General features: G+C 63.1%; 20 protein-coding genes and 1 tRNA gene. 13 read left to right on the plus strand and 8 right to left on the minus strand.

All coding sequences use genetic code 11. From position 1 onward, the window contains the following. Window positions 1-27 precede the first annotated feature (27 nt). Window positions 28-558 (plus strand): hypothetical protein, encoded by a 531-nt coding sequence (locus tag VMX79_04750; GenBank protein HUV86401.1) that lies wholly within the window; start codon window positions 28-30, stop codon window positions 556-558. A gap of 242 nt (window positions 559-800) precedes the next feature. After that, complete coding sequence (locus VMX79_04755; GenBank protein HUV86402.1) at window positions 801-1,307, plus strand: tetratricopeptide repeat protein; 507 nt, start codon at window positions 801-803, stop codon at window positions 1,305-1,307. 95 nt (window positions 1,308-1,402) lie between these two features. Here the strand turns inward: VMX79_04755 and VMX79_04760 are convergent, their stop codons facing one another. Beyond that, window positions 1,403-1,894, minus strand: a complete 492-nt coding sequence (locus VMX79_04760) for a hypothetical protein (GenBank protein HUV86403.1) — start codon at window positions 1,892-1,894, stop codon at window positions 1,403-1,405. A 325-nt stretch (window positions 1,895-2,219) separates the two neighbouring features. Here VMX79_04760 and VMX79_04765 point away from each other — a divergent pair, with 325 nt between their 5' ends. The 3 genes from VMX79_04765 to VMX79_04775 are packed head-to-tail and all read left to right on the plus strand — an operon-like array spanning window position 2,220 to window position 5,170. Continuing rightward, window positions 2,220-2,783 carry a nitroreductase family protein gene (locus VMX79_04765; protein HUV86404.1) on the plus strand — a complete coding sequence of 188 codons (564 nt, stop codon included), beginning with the start codon at window positions 2,220-2,222 and terminating at the stop codon, window positions 2,781-2,783. After that, a complete protein-coding gene (locus VMX79_04770; GenBank protein HUV86405.1) occupies window positions 2,773-3,942 on the plus strand; it encodes a DUF362 domain-containing protein in 1,170 nt (389 codons plus the stop codon). Before VMX79_04765 ends, VMX79_04770 begins: the two co-directional genes overlap by 11 nt. A gap of 28 nt (window positions 3,943-3,970) precedes the next feature. Next, window positions 3,971-5,170: a hypothetical protein gene (locus tag VMX79_04775; protein ID HUV86406.1), complete on the plus strand. Its 1,200-nt coding sequence runs from the start codon at window positions 3,971-3,973 to the stop codon at window positions 5,168-5,170. 78 nt (window positions 5,171-5,248) lie between these two features. On the opposite strand, the gene VMX79_04780 is transcribed toward VMX79_04775, so the two are convergent. Then, window positions 5,249-5,321, minus strand: a tRNA-Ala gene (locus tag VMX79_04780). 49 nt (window positions 5,322-5,370) lie between these two features. On the opposite strand from VMX79_04780, the gene thyX reads away from it, so the two are divergent. The 8 genes from thyX (at window position 5,371) to VMX79_04820 (ending at window position 14,175) form a co-directional block, all read left to right on the plus strand. Next, complete coding sequence (gene thyX / locus VMX79_04785) at window positions 5,371-6,015, plus strand: FAD-dependent thymidylate synthase (protein HUV86407.1); 645 nt, start codon at window positions 5,371-5,373, stop codon at window positions 6,013-6,015. Continuing rightward, window positions 6,008-6,469, plus strand: a complete 462-nt coding sequence (locus VMX79_04790) for a hypothetical protein (GenBank protein HUV86408.1) — start codon at window positions 6,008-6,010, stop codon at window positions 6,467-6,469. The genes thyX and VMX79_04790 overlap by 8 nt, the downstream gene beginning before the upstream one ends. 28 nt (window positions 6,470-6,497) lie before the next feature. Next, a complete protein-coding gene (locus VMX79_04795; protein ID HUV86409.1) occupies window positions 6,498-8,150 on the plus strand; it encodes an ATP-binding cassette domain-containing protein in 1,653 nt (550 codons plus the stop codon). Further along, window positions 8,147-8,917: an energy-coupling factor transporter transmembrane component T gene (locus VMX79_04800; GenBank protein HUV86410.1), complete on the plus strand. Its 771-nt coding sequence runs from the start codon at window positions 8,147-8,149 to the stop codon at window positions 8,915-8,917. The genes VMX79_04795 and VMX79_04800 overlap by 4 nt, the downstream gene beginning before the upstream one ends. Before the next feature lie 75 nt (window positions 8,918-8,992). Then, window positions 8,993-10,282, plus strand: coding sequence for a hypothetical protein (locus VMX79_04805; GenBank protein ID HUV86411.1), 1,290 nt, complete (start codon window positions 8,993-8,995; stop codon window positions 10,280-10,282). A 42-nt stretch (window positions 10,283-10,324) separates the two neighbouring features. Next, window positions 10,325-10,870: a macro domain-containing protein gene (locus VMX79_04810; GenBank protein HUV86412.1), complete on the plus strand. Its 546-nt coding sequence runs from the start codon at window positions 10,325-10,327 to the stop codon at window positions 10,868-10,870. A gap of 14 nt (window positions 10,871-10,884) precedes the next feature. Next, entirely contained in the window at window positions 10,885-12,240 is a 1,356-nt protein-coding gene (locus VMX79_04815) for a hypothetical protein (GenBank protein HUV86413.1), read from the plus strand. A 21-nt stretch (window positions 12,241-12,261) separates the two neighbouring features. Next, window positions 12,262-14,175 carry an FG-GAP-like repeat-containing protein gene (locus tag VMX79_04820; GenBank protein ID HUV86414.1) on the plus strand — a complete coding sequence of 638 codons (1,914 nt, stop codon included), beginning with the start codon at window positions 12,262-12,264 and terminating at the stop codon, window positions 14,173-14,175. Window positions 14,176-14,251: 76 nt separating this feature from the next. Here VMX79_04820 and VMX79_04825 read toward each other — a convergent pair whose 3' ends face one another. The 6 genes from VMX79_04825 to VMX79_04850 all read right to left on the minus strand — a co-directional run bounded on the left by VMX79_04825 (window position 14,252) and on the right by VMX79_04850 (window position 20,420). Continuing rightward, on the minus strand, window positions 14,252-16,000 hold the full coding sequence (locus VMX79_04825) for a tetratricopeptide repeat protein (GenBank protein ID HUV86415.1): 1,749 nt from the start codon (window positions 15,998-16,000) through the stop codon (window positions 14,252-14,254). Window positions 16,001-16,131: 131 nt separating this feature from the next. Continuing rightward, entirely contained in the window at window positions 16,132-17,565 is a 1,434-nt protein-coding gene (locus VMX79_04830) for a radical SAM protein (protein ID HUV86416.1), read from the minus strand. Between the two features lie 219 nt (window positions 17,566-17,784). After that, on the minus strand, window positions 17,785-18,435 hold the full coding sequence (locus VMX79_04835; GenBank protein ID HUV86417.1) for a VTT domain-containing protein: 651 nt from the start codon (window positions 18,433-18,435) through the stop codon (window positions 17,785-17,787). Window positions 18,436-18,500: 65 nt separating this feature from the next. Continuing rightward, window positions 18,501-18,884, minus strand: coding sequence for a hypothetical protein (locus VMX79_04840; GenBank protein ID HUV86418.1), 384 nt, complete (start codon window positions 18,882-18,884; stop codon window positions 18,501-18,503). A 4-nt stretch (window positions 18,885-18,888) separates the two neighbouring features. Further along, on the minus strand, window positions 18,889-19,671 hold the full coding sequence (gene rlmB / locus VMX79_04845) for a 23S rRNA (guanosine(2251)-2'-O)-methyltransferase RlmB (GenBank protein HUV86419.1): 783 nt from the start codon (window positions 19,669-19,671) through the stop codon (window positions 18,889-18,891). Continuing rightward, window positions 19,671-20,420: a tetratricopeptide repeat protein gene (locus VMX79_04850; protein ID HUV86420.1), complete on the minus strand. Its 750-nt coding sequence runs from the start codon at window positions 20,418-20,420 to the stop codon at window positions 19,671-19,673. Before VMX79_04850 ends, rlmB begins: the two co-directional genes overlap by 1 nt. Between the last annotated feature and the right edge of the window lie 79 nt (window positions 20,421-20,499).

Genomic DNA, 20,499 nt, shown 5'->3' on the forward strand with positions numbered 1-20,499 from the left:
GCGTCTATCGTTTTCGCCGCGTGCGTGATGTGGCTGGCGTTTGCCGGCTGCCGCGCGGTTAAAGGGCCGTCGCAAATCAAGGCCGCCTCGGCCTACCGCGCCGACCTATTCCACATTACGGAAAAAATTAACGCCTACCTCGCCGAAAATACGCCCGAGGATACGCAGCGCCGGGAGCTCCAGCAAACGGTAGGCGCGACGGCGCACGAATACGCCATGCTCGCGGCGGAGGCCGGCCCGCTCCAGGGCAAGACCGGCGACGCCGAATACGGCGAAATAGCCGCGCGGGCCGAGGACGGCGAAATCGTCGCGGGGAACCTGGCCGGCGCGTTGGCCGCCGACCCCGCCCAAAAGCCGGAGGCCGTACCGACCCTCGCCGCCGCGGTCGACGACTGGGTCGCGTATAACGACGAACTCGCCTCCCGCGGTAACGCCGACGCACCTTTCAAGCCGAATCGTTGGTGGGAAACGCCGCCGTGGCGCCGCACGCTGGGTACCGGAGGCGAGCCCGGCCTCGGCACCGAGCACGGCGAGAAAGGGGCTCCGTCGGTAGATTGACCGCCGCGCCGGCCCGGAAGCGACGCAGCGTGGCCACGTATTGGTCGAAAGTACCGGGGGGCTCTTTTACTTCCACTTCCCCCATTCCTCAATAAAACGGGGTAAAGCGAATTAACGGTTAAGCCCTTACGGCCCGGCGCCGTACCGGCCTAACCGCCGGCGTTAAACATTATAAAGTATAAACGTTAACCTCTAAAACCGGTAGTGCAGGAATGGGAGACCAAAGGGAAAACGGAGAAAATATGGCGCGCTTGCGCGCCAAAGTGCACCTCGAGCGAGGCCGCCACTACTTCAACGCCAACCGCTTTGCGGAGGCGTTGGCGGCACTCGAGGAAGCCATAGCGGCGGACCCCGAATTTGTACGCGCGTATACCGCCAAAGCCAACACGCTGGCCATGTTGGGACGGGCCGAGGAAGCTATCGCCATTTGCGACGAAATAATAGCGAAGAACCCTACCTTCGCGTTGGCGTATACGACCAAGGCGTCGTCGCTCCACCGCGCCGGCCGGTCGGCCGAAGCGGCCGAAAACTACCGCCGCGGCATCGACCTCGCCCCCGACGAACACTTGACCCATTACAACTTCGCATGCTTCTGGGCGTTGGAGGGCAACGAAGAAGAGTGCGCGAAATACTTGCGGCGCGCGCTCGAGCTCGAGCCCAGGTCTAAACCCAAGGCGGCCACCGACGACGACTTCGCTTCGGTGCGGGGAAAAGAGTGGTTCCAAAACCTCGTCGCTTTCGGGAGCTAAAGGCCGGTACGCGCCGGCCGCAGCGGCGCACGAACTAAAAGGAAACGCCCCTCGTCCGAGGGGCGTTTACTATCTTTAACGGATGTGGCGGGTTATTAATTAAATAACGTCTTGACCCTACCAAGGCTGGTCGGGCTGACGGCGGGATTGCCGATCGTAACCCTCGCGACATGGCCTTGGTTCGCCAACAGCTTGCCTGTTTCCCCGGTCGCGTTGAACACCCGGAGGCGGCCCGGCTGGTCGGCAGCGGATATGAAGGTTTTGGTGGTAGTACCCGTGGCCTTAGTCCAGGAAATTTCCATCAGCAAGTTGTTCCGGTTGTTGTAGACGAAGTTATCGGGTTCGGCGAGCGTGAACCAATCGCCTTCCTTGAGACCTTCCGGTACGGTATACTTCCCGCTGAAGACCTGGACCGGGGTTTTGAAGTCGTAGTTCTTCTTGAAGGTGTTGGTAAGCTTTTCCTTGCTGGAGTGGCACAGGATCATCTTGCAGCCTTCGAGCGCGGTCGGCGTGGCGCCGCCCGATTGGAACATAAACTCGATCCGGGCTACGCTACCCTTCTCATCTATCTCTGCCTGCAACCACATACACTGGAACCGCATCGCCGGGGCGGTGGTATAGAAGGGCACGGTGTGTCCCTTTTCCGGTCCACCGCCTACTTCGTGCTCGCTGCCCGTCGCAAAAACGGTCCCTGTCGTAGCCAAGCCTAACGCCAACGTAAAGAGAAGCACGTTCCTCATCTTGTTACCTCCTCTTCGCCGATAATCGAAACGTTATTAATCGCAGTTACGAGTACCCTATATTTATAAATTAAAATGGGAAAAATATCAAGTTAAATTTTTAGCGGTACGCGCGCTTTACTTCGGCCTACTTTAACCCTATAATAAACGGAAAACGCGAGGTAAAACCGCTATGGACGTCTTCGACGTTATCGCCGACCGCCGTTCCGTAAGGAAATACCTGCCGGACCCGGTCCCGGAAAGGGTTTTAGCACGCGTCCTCGAGGCGGGCAGCCTCGCCCCTTCGGGCCACAACCGCCAACCGTGGCGCTTCGTCGTCGTCCGCGAAGAAGGCCGACGGCGCGCCCTGGCCGACGCCGCCGCTTCCCACAACGGCTTCATCGCCGAGGCTCCGGTCGTGCTCGCTTTCTTGGGGTTTCTGGCGTACGGCGGCGCGCCCGCGCCCGACGCGCGTACCCGCGGCAGCTGGACGTGGGACATGTACGTACGCTACAACGTCGCCATCGCCGCGGCGTACGTCACGCTGGCCGCGACGGCCAAAGGGCTCGGCACCTGCTGGATAAATAACTACGACGAGGAACGGGTGCGCGCGGTTCTGAACGTCCCGGAGCAGTACGCGCTCGTTTGCCTGATGACGGCGGGCTATCCCGCCGAGGAACCGGCGGCGAAGCAACGTCTGCCCTTGGCCGAGCTCCGCTTCGACGAGGAGGTGCCGCCGGCTCGAGATGGACAATAGAGTCTGCATCGCCCGCTGCCCCTCCTACGGCGACGCCGACGTCGCTCGCGCCCTCGCCGAAGCCGCGGCGCCGTGGGGCGGCTTCCGCGAGTTGTTCAAACCCGGCCGGCGCGTGGTCCTTAAAGTGAACCTGCTGCGCGGCTCGCGTCCCGAGGAAGCGGTAACGACGCATCCGGCGGTCGTGAAGGCCGTGGCGGCGGCGGTGCGGGAAACGGGCGCAACGCCCGTACTGGCCGACAGCCCGGGCTCGGGCCTTCCGTATACTAAAAGAACTCTCGAGAAGTGCTACCGCCGCTCCGGTTATTTCGGCCTCGCCGACGAGGTAGGCCTGGAGCTCAACTACGACACCACCTCGCGTGAAGCACTCTTCGACGACGGCCGCGTCGCCAAAAAGTTCAACGTCATCACGCCGGTCCTGGAGGCGGACGCGGTCGTCAACCTGTGCAAATTAAAAACCCACACCTTCACCATCCTTACCGGCGCCGTCAAGAACCTCTTCGGCGTTCTCCCCGGCTTCGATAAACCCGGTTATCACGCGCGTACCCGAACGGTGGACAACTTCGCCGATATGCTGCTCGACGTCGCGCTTTTCGTCAAACCGGTTTTTAATATTATGGAGGCCGTGGTCGCGATGGAGGGCAACGGCCCGGGCCTGGGCGAGCCGCGGAACGTGGGCCTTATCCTGGCCGGCGCGTCGCCGCTGGCGGTGGACGCGGCCGCGGGGGCCATAACGGCGTTGCCGCCCGAAAACCACCCGGTGCTCCGGGCGGCGGCGGCTCGAGGCGTTGAACCCAACCGGCCCGAGGACCTCGACGTCGTCGGGCCCGCGCTCGAGGCCCTGCGCATTCCCGATTGGAAATGGCCCCCCACCATCCTCACGGAGGGCGGCTTCGCCGGTTACGGGCCGTTCCAGGGGATTTTACGGACGCTGCTGCGCAACGGCCTGTCGGTTCAGCCGCGGGTGCGACGCGAGCGCTGCACCGGCTGTGGCCTGTGCCGCGAGGGCTGCCCCGTCGCCGCGATTAGCGTCATCAACGACAAATCCTATATCGACGAGAAGCTCTGCATCCGCTGCTACTGCTGCCACGAGGCCTGCGCCTACGACGCGATTCAGCTGCACCGCTCGCTGCTGCACCGGTTGGTGGGCGGGAGGGTTTAAATACGATTTAAACACGGGAGGTTCGCCGATGGGGAATCGACTGAAATGCGCTCTCATAGTTACATGCGCGGCATACGGCACGGCGTCCGCGAACGTCGGGAATTACGAGGTCCTCAACGGCCCCCCGTATTTAGCCGACGCGGAACACGCCACCGTAGCCATGGCCCGCGAACGCGTAACGTGCGTACTCGAAAAAGACTACGTTAACGTCGAAGCAACCTTCACGTTTAAAAACGACGGCCCGGCGATGGACGTGAAGATGTATTTCCCCCTGGGGATCGACTCGCTCGATATGCCGGTTAATAGACCGAGCAAAGTGGACTGGGAGAGATATTGGGATTTTTACGGCGTCAACGCCGAAAACCCCGTGAACGAGGTGATAATTACGAAACCTTTTGAGGAATCTGTAATATACGTGAATAATCGGGAGACGGGAGGAGGAGCGGGGGGAGGAGTAGGGCGAACGTTCCCCTGGGATACGGAACTCGTGGATTTATACAGGGGGTTTAAGGCTTCCGCCGACGGCGAGCCACTACGTATCCGCACCGTGATGCGGTTTTCGCTGGCCGTCGAACCGACCGAAGACCCGTATTACCTCGAGCGAGGGTATACCGATATAATCATATTAACTCGGGAAATACTCGACTATTGGTCGGTACCGTTCTCTGCGGGAGCGACGCGCGTAATAACGTGCGCGTACCGCAATAAATACGATGACCCCTATGATACTAAAGAAATCGGTACGTTCACCTACCCGGTATTCACGGGGAAGGGTTGGGCCGGGCCTATCGGCGAAGGCGAAATCGAAATCTCTTATATAACAGACGAAGCGCCCGGCGCCGTATTCTTCTCGTCTCCCGGCTTGCCCCCCGCGGTAACCTCGTATAGCGAAAGCACGACGCGATTGACGTGGAGTTTTAAGGGATTAGAACCGGAAGAAGAAGCGGCGGTCAACGTCCGCGTGGGAGGCCGAACCGGCCGCGGTACGCCGGCGGAAATGCTCGTCGAACCCGGGATATTAAAAACCTCCCTCGACGACTCCTCCGGGATCGAAGTCACAACTGCATATGGGGGAAAAAACGAATTCGCCGTATTGGAATCCCGCGGCGAATGGTGGTACGTAAAACTCAACGACGGCGCCGAGGGCTGGCTCCGCTGGCGGGAAGTGGACGCCGCCACGGGCGAGGAACATATTAACGCCGCTTTCGCTTACTACCTTACCGAATAGCCCCGTACCGAAGTTGCCGCCGGCCCCGAAAAGTGGTAGAATTAAAATAGAAACGCCGGGCCTTGCGACCCGGCGGGTTGGAGCAGATCGGATTCGAACCGACGGCCTCCTCCGTGCGAGGGAGGCGCTCTTCCAGCTGAGCTACTGCCCCGTCGGCGGATATTATAAATGAAACGCCCTCGCCTGTCAAGGAGTCTGCCGTGGAAGTCGAGCTTATAGCGGTTACGCCCGACGCGGAGGAGTTAATCGAGGCCGCGGCCCGGACCTGCTACGACACCGGCGACCGCGCCGGCGCCGACTCCGCCGCCAAGTTCATCCGCATGTTAATCCGCCGCGGCCACCTCTCGGTCCTCGAGCACGCCGCCGCGACCTTCCGCGTCACCGGCGTCTCGCGCGCCCTCACCCACCAGCTCGTCCGCCACCGGTTGGCCTCCTACTCCCAGCGCAGCCAGCGCTACGTCGGCGAGGCCGGCTTCCCGTACGTCACGCCGCCGTCCGTAGCGGGGAACGCCGACGGCCACCGCGCGTTCGACGACGCCGTCGAGAACGCCCGCGCCGCGTACGAGAGACTAATCGGGATGGGCGTACCCCGCGAGGACGCGCGCTTCGTCCTCCCCAACGCGACGGCCACCGAGATAGTCATGACCGCCGATTTCCGCGAGTGGCGCCACGTACTCGCGCTCCGCGGCCACGCGTCGGCGCAGTGGGAGATACGCCGGCTGGCAATCGCCATCCTGAAAGAATTAAAGAGACAAGCGCCGGCGACTTTCGCCGACTTCGAAATCGACGAAACTAAGGAAACGATAACCGTCGTCAAGGAAAAGGGTGGTGGGAATAATGTTTAAATCGAAGTGGGCCGTAGCCGCGGCGGCGCTCGCGTTGCTGGCCGCGGCCGCGGCGGCGGAGATATCCGAGGCCGACGCGCAATACTACGACGACTTCGGCGCCGCGGCCAAGCGCATCGGCAAACAGCTCGATAAACTCGGCGAACTCTTCGTCAAAGCGTCCTCCGGCAAGGATTATTCCATCGACTGCGAGGACCGCGCCGCGGAACTGGCCGACGCCTACCACTTCCTCGCGGACCGCGTGCCGCCGGCCGAAGCTATAACGGCCCAAAAGGACCTTACGGCCAGCGCCGAGCTCGGCGCCGAGGCCGCGCTGAGCCTGGCCGAATACTTCGACGCCGAGTTCGCCCACAAAAATAATAAGGCGAGCGCTCTCGACGTCTACGAACAAGCCATCGCCAAGTACGCCGACGCCCTGGCCGCAGCCCCGCCCGAAGTGTTAAAAAACCCGTAGCGCCGGACCACCGACCGTCTAGCCGCCCGTGGCGAACGCTTTTGACGTTACCGAGCTGACTTTTACGTACCGCGGCCGGTCCCGGCCGGCCCTCTCCCACGTTACCCTCGGCCTGGAGGAAGACCGCACCCTCGGCGTCTTAGGCCATTCCGGCGCCGGCAAATCGACGCTGCTGGCGGCGCTCGCCGCCGTCGTACCCGCCGTTAAAAAGGGAACGATGAGCGGCGATGTTACTTTACGCGGCGCCTCCCTCGCCGGTAAAAAGCCCCGCGACGTCGCCGGCGACGTGGCTTTCGTCTTCGAGGACTTCGACGCCGCGCTGGTGGCAACGACGGTCGAAGACGAAGTCGCGTTTGGGCCGCGGCACCTCGGCGTACCCGCCGGGGATATAGGCGGCCGCGTCGGCGACGCGCTGGCCGCCTGCGGCCTGGCCGGCCTCGAGGCCCGGCGCGTCGAAACGCTGTCGGGCGGCCAAAAACAGCGGCTCGCCGTCGCCGCGGCGCTGGCCACCGACGCGCGCCTGCTGCTCTTCGACGAGGCCGCGACCGATTTGGACCCGGCCGGCAAGGCAACGCTGCAGGCTATTATAACGGACCTCGGCCCTCGCGGCCGTACGGCCGTCGTCGCCGACAACGAAGCGGCGCAAGCGCTCACGTGGAACGAAGTAGCGCTGCTGGGCGGAGGCGAGCTCGTCGCCCGCGGCTCCCCCCTGCGAACGCTGGCCGACGAGGAGCTTTGCCGGCGCGCCGGCGTCGCCGCGCTAAACTTTTTGAATTATTTTGAACGACGCGGCGACGGCTTCCGCCTTCTTCCCGGGGTGGAAATCGGGCGGTTAAAATACGACGAGCCGCCGCCCGCGGCGGGGCCGCCGGCGGTCGTCGCGGATGACCTTACGCTAACGTACGCCAGCGGCGTAACCGCCCTATCGGGTTTTAACCTCGCGATACGCGAGGGCGACTTCGTCGCGCTCGTGGGCGAGAACGGCGGCGGTAAGACGACGTTCGCCAAAGCGGCCGCGGGTCTACTGAGCCCGACCGCCGGCGAGGTTCTCGTCGGGGGCCGGCCGCCGACGAAGCTATCGGCGAAGCAGCGCGCTCGAGCCGTCGGCTACCTCTTCCAAAACCCGGACCACCAGATATTTCAACCGACGGTCCGCGAAGAAGTCGCCTTCGGCCCGCGCCAGCTCGGTTTACCGGGGTACGATATCGAACGCCGCGTAGCGGCCGCGGTCGCCGCGGTGGACCTGGAGGAGCGCGAGGACGAAGACCCGTTCACGATGCCCAAAGGAGACCGCCAGCGCGTCGCGTTGGCCTCCGTCCTCGCCGTGGAACCCGAAATCCTGGTGATGGACGAGCCGACGACGGGGCTCGACCGCCGCGAAGTCGCCTCACTCATGGACGCCGTTACGGCGCTCAACCGGCGCGGCACCACCGTAATCTTTATAACCCACGCCATGGACGTCGTGGCCGGCTACGCCCGGCGCGTCGCCGTCGTCGCCGGCGGCCGCGTCGCGGGCGAGGGTACGCCTCGCGAGGTCCTGGCCGACGACGAACTTTTATCGCGAGCGGGTTTGAGGCCGCCGGTGGCGGCTCGCCTCGCCCGCGACCTGGGCCTCGACGCCGTAACGGGGGACGAGCTAACGCGGGCGCTGCGGATACCGGGCCGTCGAACCGAGATATGAACCAACCGCCGCTAAAAAGGCTCCACCCCGCGACGCGCCTGGCGCTGCTCGTACTAACGCTCGTACTCCTCACGACGTTCAACCACCCGGCGTACGTGACGCCGCTGGTCGCCGGCGTCACGTTAGCCGCGCTATACCTCTGCGGGGCCGGGACGTCGCTGCGCCGGACGGCGCCGCTAGCCGCGGCCTTCGTCGTGCTGAGCGCCCTCCTATGGCCGCCTTTCATAAAGACGGGCGAACCCTGGGCGCACGTTTGGGTGTACCGGGCGACGAACCTGGGCGTGCTTTACGGCCTAGCCGTCGGCCTGCGCACCGTCGGCATGCTAGTCGCGGGGTTGGCGTTCCTGGCGGTTACGACGCCGGAAGAATTCAGCGAGGCGCTCCGCACTTACCGCGTGCCGCGAGGCGCGACCGTTACGCTCACGCTCGCGTTTCGCCTTTTGCCCGTAATGTTCGAGACCAGCGCCCGGGCGCTGGAGGCCCAACGCGCGCGGGGGCTAGACTTCGGCTCGAGCTTCCTATCGCAGGCGCGCCGGGCGCTGCCGCTCGTCGTACCGGTTTTCCTGTACAGCCTTCGCTCGGCCGACCAGCTCGCGACGTCGCTCGAGCTCCGCGGTTACCACACGACGAAGAGGCCGACGCCGTACGGCGCCCGGCCGGCGTCGGCGTGGGATTGGGGGGTATGGACGGCTATGGTGGCCGTCGTAGCGGCGGCCGTATTTATTAGATTGAGCGGCCACGGCGCCGTCCTGCCCGGGCGATTATAACTACGGATTTCGGTTGACAGAGAGCCGGCTATCGGCTACTATTACGCGCCCCCGGCAAAGGGGGCATTATGGCATATGGGTAAGTTTCTTAGATATTGGAAATACGTAACGGGGGCGCTTGCGGTAACATGCGGGGCCGGCCCCGCCGCGGCCCAGTACGTCCCGGCGCCATACGATATCGAGGAGGAGTTCGACAAAGAGTACGCCATGGACCTGGTGCAGCTCTCGTACGACCGCGACTGGGACCGCATCTGGGACGAAAACGATATCGGCGTCCGCATCGCGATGGGCAGCCTTAACGTGCGGCAATGGTTTCTGGACCAAGAGGTCAAAGTCGCCGCCGATTTTACCGACTGGTTCCGCTTCCTCTACCGCTACGACCGCTACGAGGGGCTCGAGCCGCTGTGGGACGAACGCCAGCTAAACGAATTCGAACTCGAGTTCGGCCTGTGGCGCTGGTTCAAGTTGGGCTTGCGGACGCAACCCACGTTCTGGAAACGTTACTCCGACGCCGGCTTCACGGCCAAGTTCCGCTACGACCGCGACCGCTACGTCGAGGTAGGCTACACCGCCATCGACTTCGACAACAACTACTCGTTTAGGCGCTCGTCGTACGACGAGGGTTACGAGGAGATGTTCGAAGAAAGCCCCCAACGTTACGAGGCCTCCGGCTCCTGGTCGTTCCCTTGGGGTTTAAGAATCAAGGGGGAGGGTCTTTGGCGGACGCCGTCGATTAAAAACTACACCTATTTCTACGGCCAGCGGCCCAATTGGGTGCGGCGGTACGTCGAACGATACGGCTCCGTCACCGTTCGGAAGGCGCTGCCGGCGAACCTGGAGGGGTACTACCGCGGCACGACCAACTCGTGGGAAGAGACGCGGCGCCTTACGGGCCCCCCCGCGGGCGAGGCGCAGTTGGAAGAGGACTTCGACGGCCGATTGACGCTAGGTTCCCACGGCGGCGGCGTTTACTACCAACCGCCGGGGCGGCACCGCCTCCGCGTCGGCTTCCAGCGACGTCACCAAACGCGCCGCTTTAACTTCGGCGGCAGGCCGCTCGAAAGTTACCTTTACGAAAAAACGGAATTGGTTTATCATATACTTTGGCGTTTACGCACCTGGCGCGAGCTATACCTCGAAACCGGCTATATGGGGGAGAGGATCGACGTCGATAAAAACCTACCCGCCGCTAAATACGCCGAAACGTGGAGTTGGTACGAGAACCGGGTACCGATTTCGCTGGAATACAAGTTCGGCGAGAACTACGCCTTTAAATTGGCCTCGGGCATCGATATAGACAAACGCGACTGGGGAGATTACTTGATTTACGATAAGGCGTACGCGTTCGTAATCGCCTGTTTCTGAGTAACGCGGCCGAAGGTGGCGCAACTAATCAGGGGTAAAGGTATGGCCGACGAACTCGCCGTTGGCGATGCGGTGGTCGAACTTACGCAAGGGGACATTACCGCCTGGCGCGGGGACGCCATCGTGAACGCGGCCAACACGTCGCTCGTATTGGGCGCCGGCGTGGCGGGCGCCATAGCGAAGCGAGCCGGCCCCACGGTGCAGCGCGAAGCCCTCGAGAAAGCCCCCGTCGGCCTGGGCGAGGTCGCACGCACCAGGGCCGGCTTGTTGCCGGCGAAGTTCGTCATCCACGCCGCGGTTATGGGAGAAGACCGCAAGACCGACGCCGGGGCCATCTCCCGGGCGACGAGGGCCGCGCTCGAGAACGCCGAGGCCATCGGCCTGAAGTCGATCGCCTTCCCGGCTTTGGGCACCGGCGTGGGGGGGATGCCGTACGACGAAGCCGCCCGGGCCATGCTCCGGACGACCCTGAAGTATCTCTCCGCGCGCGAAACGTCGCGGCTCAAGCGCGTCGTCTTCGTTCTCTACGACGACGCGGCGGCGGAGAGCTTCCGAAAAGTATTAAGCGCTATTCGCGAGAATTCGTAAAGGAGAAATGCCTTATGGGCGCCCGTTCGGTAGCAATCGCTTTTTTAATCCTCTTAACGGCGGCCTGTTGGGCCGCGGAAGTCGAAGTATACGGCCATCTGTACGGGGCCGTAACCGACGACTTCGCGGAAGGCGACGTCGGACCCACGTCTATCCCCGAACCCGCCGCGGAAGAAAGCAGCGCCGACGATATCGTAAAGGACGGCGACCCCGCGTACAACTTCCGCTTGGAAGCGGACGTAGGCATCCGCGCCGTCTTCGACGAAAACGTAGCCGCGAACCTCGAGTTCACGTTCGACGACCGCAAGCAATCGGAATACTACCGTTACGTACTCCTCGAGCCGGAAGAAGGCGCGTATTACCTGACCGAGCAAGGGGAAAGTAAGTACGTATACGCGTCGCTGGAACAAGTCAACGTAGAGCTGAGTGACTTATGGCGCGCGACCGACGTAACGCTGGGCGGCTTCGACGTACGCTACGGCCACGGCGGGTATTACAACAACCTCGTCAACCGCATCGACCCCGTTTCCTTCGTGGCGTACCTCGACCCGTTCGGCGCGCGCGTCGGCGGCGAATTCGGGCCGGTTAAGGCTTCGTTGGACGTAGGCGCGGGGCTCGAGCACCAGGCCGTCGTCGCGGCCGATTGCCACGTGCGCAACTTCGGCCTGTTCTGCGCGACGGAGGGAAGAACGTACGACCTGAAATCGCTGTGGGATACGCACTTCGCGCCCGCCCTCCCCAAGTTCTGGCGCCAACTTTATTGGCGGGAGAAGAGGCTGGCCCCCGAACCCCGCGGGAGATTGGGGACGTTGGGGGATACGGTCCACGCCGGCGTCGAGGCGTCGTGGAAGTATTCGACGTGGGACCTCTACGCCGTCGCCGCGTACCACGTCTTCGCCGACGAGAGCGGTATGGAAAACCCGACCGGCGGCCAGCTCGTCCAATTCTACCCCGACTTCGGCGTACGCGTAATACCGCCGCGGTTGTGGCTCCGGGGGGCCGCGCTATACGAGGCGTGGCGAGCCAACTACCACGGCACTTTCGGCGACGGCATAGATGCGGACGACTACCTGATGCTCTTCGGCGAACCGCAGCTCTTCCTGACGGAAAACCTATTCTTCGGCGTAGGGGGCCGTTACGTCAACCCGAACCGCCGCGCCGTAGACGACCCCCAAAGCTCGACCCGGGAAGACACCGTACTCAGCGTCGCTTTTATCCCCCATTTATCGTACGCCCCGAACGAGAACGTAAAAATCGACTTGAGCCACGCCGAGATATGGTGGGACCCGAGCTACGATTTAAAAACGACGGAGGGCTTCGAAGAAAACCGCGGGCACGAATTAAAACTGGAAATCGAGGCCGCTTTCTAGTATAATCGAAAAAGGTTGCAAATGGGCCCGCGGTATTACATAAAGCGCTTAACAATTTCCTGCGTCGCGACGTTGGCGGCGGCGTGGGCCGCTACCGGGAACCCCCAGTACCTCCCCGGTTGGCCCGCGACCGGCGGTTCTTATCACGGCTCGTCCCCCGCGGTCGCGGACGTCGACGGCGACGGCCGCCGCGAAATCGCGATCGCCACCTGGGACGGCAAGCTGAACTTATTCAACGCCGGCGGCCAACTCCTGGCCGGGTTCCCGGTCTCTACGGGCGTGCGGAGCGGGGAGCGCAATTCGCCCGCCCTTGCCGACCTGGACGGCGATAAGACGTTGGAGGTTATCCACGTCTCCGCCGACGGCCGCATCTACGCCTTCGACAAGCGAGGAACGCCGCTCGCCGGTTGGCCCAAGGAATTAGCCGCCGGCGCCGCGGGGCCCGCCATTCAGGACTTCACGAGTTACGGCGGCCTCGAAATATTCGCCGCCGCCGGCGCTACGCTGTTCGGCCTCCACGGCAACGGCACGGTCGTAGGCGGGTGGCCCGTTTCGCTCGAAGGTTCGGCGGCGGGGCCGCCGGCGGTGGGCGACCTCGACGGCGACCACCGGCCGGAAGTCGTCGTCGCGGCCGACCGGCAGGTCTACGCCTTCTCGACCTCGGGCGGCGCCGTTCCGGGCTGGCCGGCGGCGGTGGACGGGAAAGTGGTCGGCGCGCCGGTTTTAGCCGACGTAGACGGCGACGGCCGAACGGAGGTTCTGGTAGGGACCACCGCCGGTTCGACGTACGTCATCGACGCGACCGGGAACATCCGGGCGGGGTGGCCGCAATCCCTCGAGCCGAAGCCGATAACGACCCCCGCGGCCGTGGGCGACGTAGAAGGGCGCGGCGCATTAACGTTGGTATTCGTCGGCGGCGCGACCCACATTAATAGCGCGACGCTCGCGGCCTTCGACGCCGACGGCAGGCCGCGACCGGGCTTCCCCAAACAAATAAACCGCACCGTAGCCGCGGCCCCGCTTATAGTCGACGCCGACGGCGACGGCCTCCCCGAAATATTACTCGCCACGTACGACGGCTCGCTTTTGGCCTTCGAGAAAAACGGGGCGCTTACCGGCGGGTTTCCTCTTAAACTCCAAGGGAACGGCGTAACGTCGACGCCGGCGGCCGCGGACGTGGACGACGACGGCTTCATGGACCTCGTCGTGGCCGCGCAGAACGGCTTCCTCGAGGTCTTCCGTACCGACGCGGCCTACGACCCCTCCGTCAACCCCTGGCCTATGTACGGCGGCAACCACTGGCGTACCGCTAAATACCGCGCGCCGGCGGCGAATCGCCAAACGTTCGAATTATCCGCCCGCGGCGGCGGGATCACCGTTCGGTGGAAAGCCGACCCGCGAACCGGCCGTTTGGGATGGGCCGTATTCAAGGGCATAAAAGACACCGTGAGCGGCAACGTCGTGTATTTCGAGTTGGCGTACGTCGACGAACAGCCGACGCCCTCATACAGCTACCGCGACGATAAAATCGACGACGGCGTAATTTATTACTACAAACTCGAGGAGCGCGTATCCTCCGGCGCGTCCTACACCTACGGGCCCAAAGCCATACGGGCCGTAGGCGGCAGCGCGACGAAAGCCCGAAGCGCTATCACGAGTTGTTACCCTAACCCCTTCGCGACGCGGATTAGCATCGCCTACGAAGTCGCCCCGGTCGAAGACCGGGAATCTAAAACGTCGATAGCGGTATACGATATTTCCGGGAAATTAATACGCACCATCGTGAACGAGGCCAACCCGCCCGGCAAGTACGTCGCGGAGTGGGACGGCACCGACAGCCGCGGCGTACCGGTGGCCAGCGGCGTATACTTGGCGAACCTCCGCGCCGGCGAAGGCACGCCCCCTTCCACCAAGACGCTCGTCCTCGTGCGGTGACTCCAAGCGAGCGGCGCACGTGAAAAAGGCCCCCGTGACGGGGCCCTTTCTTATACGCGTTGCCGCGGGGCGTATCTCATTCCGGGCCGTATTCCGCCTTCCACGCGTTTATGGCGGCCTCGACCTCTTCCCGTATCGCGGAGCCCGGCGCGAATTTGGGAAGCCAACCCTCGACCGTCTCCACGATATCCTTACTCTTCGGGGATTCGGGCTCAAGCTTGATGTACTGCACGTAATGGTAACTCGCCTTTTCCACGTCCTCGAAGATTTTATATACCGAGGCCAAGTTGTAATGACAAGCCGCAAAGTCGGGGTCGACGGACAACGACTTCTCGTAGGACTCGATCGCCGCGCGCAGAAGAGACTTCCAGTCCGAGTTATCCCTACCCATGAGCCACAACGTGTTGCCGAGGGCGTAGTAACCGTCCTTGTTCGTGGGCCAGACGGCAATGAAATTATCGTAGTTCTCACGCGCTTTCTCGTAGTCGCCGGCGGCGAAGTACATTCCGCCCAGGCCGTCGAAGGCGGGCGCGTAAGAGGAGTCGACGGCCAGCGCTTCCAAGTAGAAGTACCCCGCCGCTTCCGTGTCCTCCGGCTTTTCTTTACGCGAGCCGGCGGCTAACCCCACCGCGGCGGAGGGATAAAAGTCGGCGAGGCCGCGGGATTCCTCGAGTTCCGCCGCGGCGTCGGCGTACGCCTTCTCCTTCAGGTACGCCAACCCTAAACGTAAATGGGCTTCGGCGAACGTGGGGTCCTTGTCGGCGGCGCGCAGGAAGAAGCTTATCTGCTCGCCGGTGTAGTATCGGGAAGCGCCCTTCGCGAACCATTTGAACGCCTCCATATCCGAGGTCGGTTGGCGCGTCACGTAGCCCGCCGTTTCGGCGCCGGTCGCCTCGAGCACGAACTTGGCCGCTTCGTCGGTCAACGCGAACAGGTCGTCCGCGCCGCCGGCGAATTCCTTGGACCGCCCTTTGGGGATGACGACGACGATTTCAGCTATCCCCTCGGCCGCCTCCCGGATCTTGGCCCGTAAGACTTCGGCGCGGCGCTGCTTCTCATCCATTTTTATCCCCGGGTCGGTAAGCATTTCGGCCAGTTCGTCCGCCAGTTCGTCCAACTCCTCCAGCCGCACCCGGTTTACCTCCACCGCGTATTCGGCGGGGGGAACGGATTTCTTTATCTCTGCGGCGATTTCGGCCATCCGCGCGTTCTTCGCGTCCATCTCGTCGCGGATCGCCGCGGCCCGGTCCTTCTTCGCTTCCCAGGCGAGAGACGGGTCCGTCATGAGCTTCCTGAGCTCTTCGCCCGATTCCGTCAACTCCCGGCCCAGGCGTTCCAGCTCGGCCTTGCTTTCCTCTAAAACCTCGAGCTGAGGGACGCGGAGGACCTCCTCGCCGACGGGCCATACCCGTACCTTGAACGAGAGGTCCTTACCTTCTTTGTAGAAATACCCGGCCACGACGTGCGTCACGCCCTCTCGCTTCGCGACGTCGCTAACGTCCCCCACCGGCGTATCAGGCGCGAGCTCCAAATCCCGGTTTCTCTTAAGGCCCAGCGCCAGGTCCGCCCGCCGCAACAGGTTGACCGCGGCCGAGCGCTCGAGCGCGAGCTCCAATAAGGCGGGAATGCCGTCGCCGAGCCACGGCATCGGCGCCTCGACGTCGAACGGCATCCCGGGAACGGGCGGCACCTCCGCGCCGGAGCCGGGCGACTCGTCGGCAAAGGGCATAAAGGTCAAGGCCGGCCGCGCGGAAGGCGGCGCCTCCTGCGCAAAGGCCCACGTCGCCGCCGCGACGGCTATCGCTATCAAGGTTAAGTTACGCATCTTTCCTCCTGCGTTGTATTCTGCGGCGTTACGCACCCCCTTCGCGAAGTATAACAAACGCCGGCCGAAAATCAAGGTTCCGCCTAAAAAACCCCGCCGAGGGCGGGGTTTTTTGGCATAGCGTAAAAAACCTAGCGGGCTTTGACCCGTTGCTTTTTCTTCTTCGACGGCGGCACCCACCCCGTCTGCTCGACCTCGCCGAACTCGCAATAAGGGTCGCCGTCGTACTTCCGGCTGTACTCGTCGACCTCGGCCTCGAACTTCTCGGCGTAGGCGTCGAGGTCTTCCGCCAACTCCGTAATCAACTTTATATTGGCGTCGTACGAGGGCCGGGCGCCGCACTTCCGGACGCACTCGCGGAGTACGCCGGGATTGTCGATGATGGCGCAGGGCCGCCGTAAGTCCTTGCTGAACGGTTGGCGGTTGCGGAACTCGCGGAAGAAGTCGCTGCGCAGGCACTCGACCAGCGGCTTGTCGCGCACGTTGTCGACGGTGAATTGGGCGAAGACGCACGGCTCGACGTCCCCGTGGACGTTGACGTGGAAGTACCGCTTGCCGCCCATGATGCAGCCGTCGACGTGGGGGCCGTCGTTCCAGAAGTCGGCGGCGAAGACGGTGCGGGTCTCGCGGACGCGGCGGATGCGCGCGCCCAGCGTGTACCGCTGCGCCGGCGTCGGCATGAGCGACGTGTCCGGGTCGCGGCCTATGGGGATATACGTGAAGTACCAGCCCAGCGTACAGCCCTTACGCTCCACGAAGTCGATGAACTCCGGGCTGGTAATGGCGTCCAGGTTGTAGCGGGTGCAGGTGGCGCTGAAGCCGAAGCACACGCCCTCTTTTCTCATATAATCGAACGCCTCCGAGCACTTCTCGAAGACGCCCTCGCCGCGGCGATTGTCGGTCTCCTCTTTGAGGCCCTCCAGGCTGATGCACGGAATTAAATTGCCGGTCTTCGCGATGCGTTTGGCCATCTTCTCGTCAATGAGGGTCCCGTTGGTATACATCTGGAAGCCGATGTCGGCGTGCTTCTCGATTAGGTCCATCATGTCGGCGTGGAAGAGCGGCTCGCCTCCCGAGATGACGATTAAGTGGATGCCCATCTCCTTGGCCTCGGTGAAGATGCGGTCGATGAGCTCCGGCTCCATCTCGTACTTCTTGGGATACTGCGCCGCGTAGCAACCGGTGCAGGTTATGTTGCAGCGCATCGTCGGCGAGATGACGAGAAGCGTCGGCGGGTAGAAGCCGATCTTCTCCTCGACCTTGTGCCGCTTGTCGGCGCCGACGAGGCCCTCCTTCACGACCAAGTTGGTTAAAAGCCGCCGGCGCACGTTGGGGTTGAACTCCTTCATGAAGCGCCGGGCTATTTCCATCAGCGGGTGGTTAATGTCGAGGCGGTACTTGAAGCCCTGGATGGCGTCCACCCACAGCGGGTCGCTGGTTATCTTCTCGCCGAGCTTTATAATGCGCCTTAAATTTTTGTCCGGGTCGCCTTTGGTGGCCAGGTCCGCCATCCGGTTTATAGTCTGGTTTAACGCGAACTCCCGGACTTTGTCTTTAAAGCCCATGGTTCCTCCTAAAACGGAAATACGCTTACGGCCGCGTAGATGCGGCGCTTATTATCGTTACGCTTTGGCCGTATTATATATAAACGCTTCCCTAAAATCAAGGGCAAACGCGGGGGGTTAACGGCGTCAAGAAAAATACCCACGGCCGCCGCGGCACTCCCAAGGGTAAGATATCCCTCGAGTAACGCGCCCGGGATAAACGCCTTAAAAAGTTGGGGTTTATCCCTCGCCTTCATCGTCCTTCGCGGCCCGGCGGCGCAACCGGGCGCGGAGCCACGAGGCAAACGCCGGCAGCGCCAGCACGACGGCCACGACGCCGATGGCCCATATCGGCGGCTCGAATAATTCCCCCGCCACAGCCAGGACGGCGTAGCGCGCGGTCCGGCCTATGAACGTGGCCGCGGCGTACTTCGCCCGCGGATACTTTGCCGCGATGGCAACCAACCGGACCAGGTCCCACGTAAACAGAACGAAGTTAACGGCCACCAGCGTCGGGAAAGCCACCCGCGAAAAGGCCCGGATGCTGGCCTGGGAATGTTCGCTCTCCTTTATCCTGCGCAGCAGTTTCGTCTTGAAGACGCTAGAGAAGACCTCGTAGTCGAGGAGGTTGGCCAGCGACGTCGCCGCGCCGCCCAAGAGCGCCACCACTACCCAAGGGTATTCCCGCCCCATATATATCACTAACGGCGTCGCCGGCAGCGGGATAGTGTTGGAGGCCAGCGACATATAGGCGAAGAAGCGCGTCAACCCGCGCGCCGCGGGGGGCATTAGGAAGCTTGCGGCGAAGAGCGCGGCCAAAGACGCGGCCAACGCCAACAGGTACTTGTTGCGGGCGATTTCGGCGAGGACTTTCACGCGGCATATTACCACAACGGCTCGAGCCGTAAAATTAAAAAAGCCGGCGCGGCCGGCGCCGGCTTCCTAAAAGGAGCTGCCTACTTAACGTCGATCCCCGAAGCCGTTAAACGGGGCGTCCCGGTATCCTTTTCGAGTACGATCTTCCCCTCGGCCGTAGTAAGATGGTACTTGGCCCCGCTCGATATCTTGAAATCGCCGGCGACCTCCACGTAAAGCAAGCTGCCGAGGCCGTTGTCCAATTGGAAGCCGAGGCCGTCGTCGTCCACCGTCGCCACCTGGCCCTTCACCATAACCGTCTTGCCCTCGAAGGACGCCGGGTTGTCCAGGATGTCCGAGATGGCGGTCTCATCCTTGGCTATTACCGGGGCCCCGAATTTCCCCGACGGGCTGCAGCCGGTCAGCAAAAGGGGCGCACTTACCGCGACGAAACACAACCCGGTCAATAATACCTTTAGCTTCATATATTTACCCCTTTCGATCTACGGCCCCGGCCAGCGGGTGCTGGCGTCGGAACTCGTAAAGGGTTACGGCCGCCGCGGCGGCCACGTTTAGCGACGGTACGTTGCCGGCGAGCGGGATGGCCACGACGGCGTCGCACTCCCTCCGCGCCGCCGCGCTCAGGCCTACGCCCTCGCCGCCGAGGACGAACGCCGCGCCCCGGCCGAACTCGAGCTCATCCATCCGCGCCTCGCCGTCCGCTTCCAAACCGTAACACCAAATCTCTGCCTCTTTTACTTGCCGCAAAAACTGAGCGACGTTGGCCACCGGTACCACCGGCACGTATTCCAAACCGCCCTCCGCCACTTTGGCTACCGAAGGGGTAACCTGAACCTGGCGTCGAGGCGGGAAGAAGACGCCTCCCGCGCCGAACGCCGCCGCCGAGCGGACGACCGAGCCTAAATTGCGTGGGTCCTCCACGTGGTCCAGCACCACGAACGGCTTTCCGCCCCGCGACTCGGCCACGAGCTCCTCCCAGGCCGGCGTCTGTTTTTTAGCGACGTACGCGGCGACGCCCTGGTGAAAATCTCCGCCCGCGAGTTCCGTCAGCTCCCGATTCGCGACCACGTTTAATTCCGCGCCCACCTCCCGGGCGAGCCGCCTTATCTCATCCACCGCTTCGCCGCCGCCGGTACGGTCCACTATCACCGTGTGCACGGTACGCGTCCCGGCCCCGAGCGCCGCCAGAACGCTGTTCCGGCCTACCACGATGTCGAAAGGCGCGCTCGGGCGGCGTTTGCGACGCGCCACTACTTGGGAACCTCCACGCCCCGGCCGTGTTCCCATAACCACTTGACCGCGGCCTCCCGCCTCGCCTGGTCCCGGCCGGCGCGCTTCAGGTACCGCACGTAGTAATCCCCCGCCTTCCCCTCCTCGCCCAAATATTTATAGGCCTCGGCCAGGCCGTAATAGGCTTCGGCCTGGGCGGCGTCAAGCGCTATGGCCTTCTCGAAGGCCGCGACGGCGGCCGCGGCATCGCCCTCGCGCAGCTCGACGTTGCCGAGGTTGACGTGCGCCGAAGCGAAGCTCGGCTCGAGGGCCACCGCCCGTTCGGCCGCGGCGCGCGCGTCGGCGACTTTGCCTTGCCGTAGGTACGCTATGGAGAGGTTGTTCCACCCCTTACAATGGTCCGGGTCCGCGGCCACGGCGTTCGACAACGTTTTGGCGGCCATATCGACGTCGCCCACGCGGAGGTACGCCAACCCCAGGCTCACCTTCGAATCGGTCGAGGGGTTCCGCGCGACGATGCGCTGATAACGCTCGATGGCGCCGTCGTAGTCCCCCTGCAGAATCAAGATATGCGCGATCCACTCGTGGGCCTCGACCAGGTTGGGGTCTTCGGTCAAGCTTTTCTCGAACGCGGCCACGGCCTCCTCGTAGCGGCCCGCGTTCGTCTTCGCGACGCCGTCGTTGAAGAAAGCCGCGGCCTCGGGCGTCGTCTGCGTCGCCCCGGCCGCGGCCGCTAAAGCCACAAAACCGTATATGGCAAATTTCCTCATATACCGTTCACCAACCCCGGCCCTCGTATTTCGTCATTAAATAAAACTTTTTACCCCCCTTGGCTCTTCCGTATAATTT

It is taken from the genome of bacterium, from assembly GCA_035529855.1.
In the GTDB taxonomy this organism is placed as follows: Bacteria; RBG-13-66-14; B26-G2; order WVWN01; family WVWN01; genus WVWN01.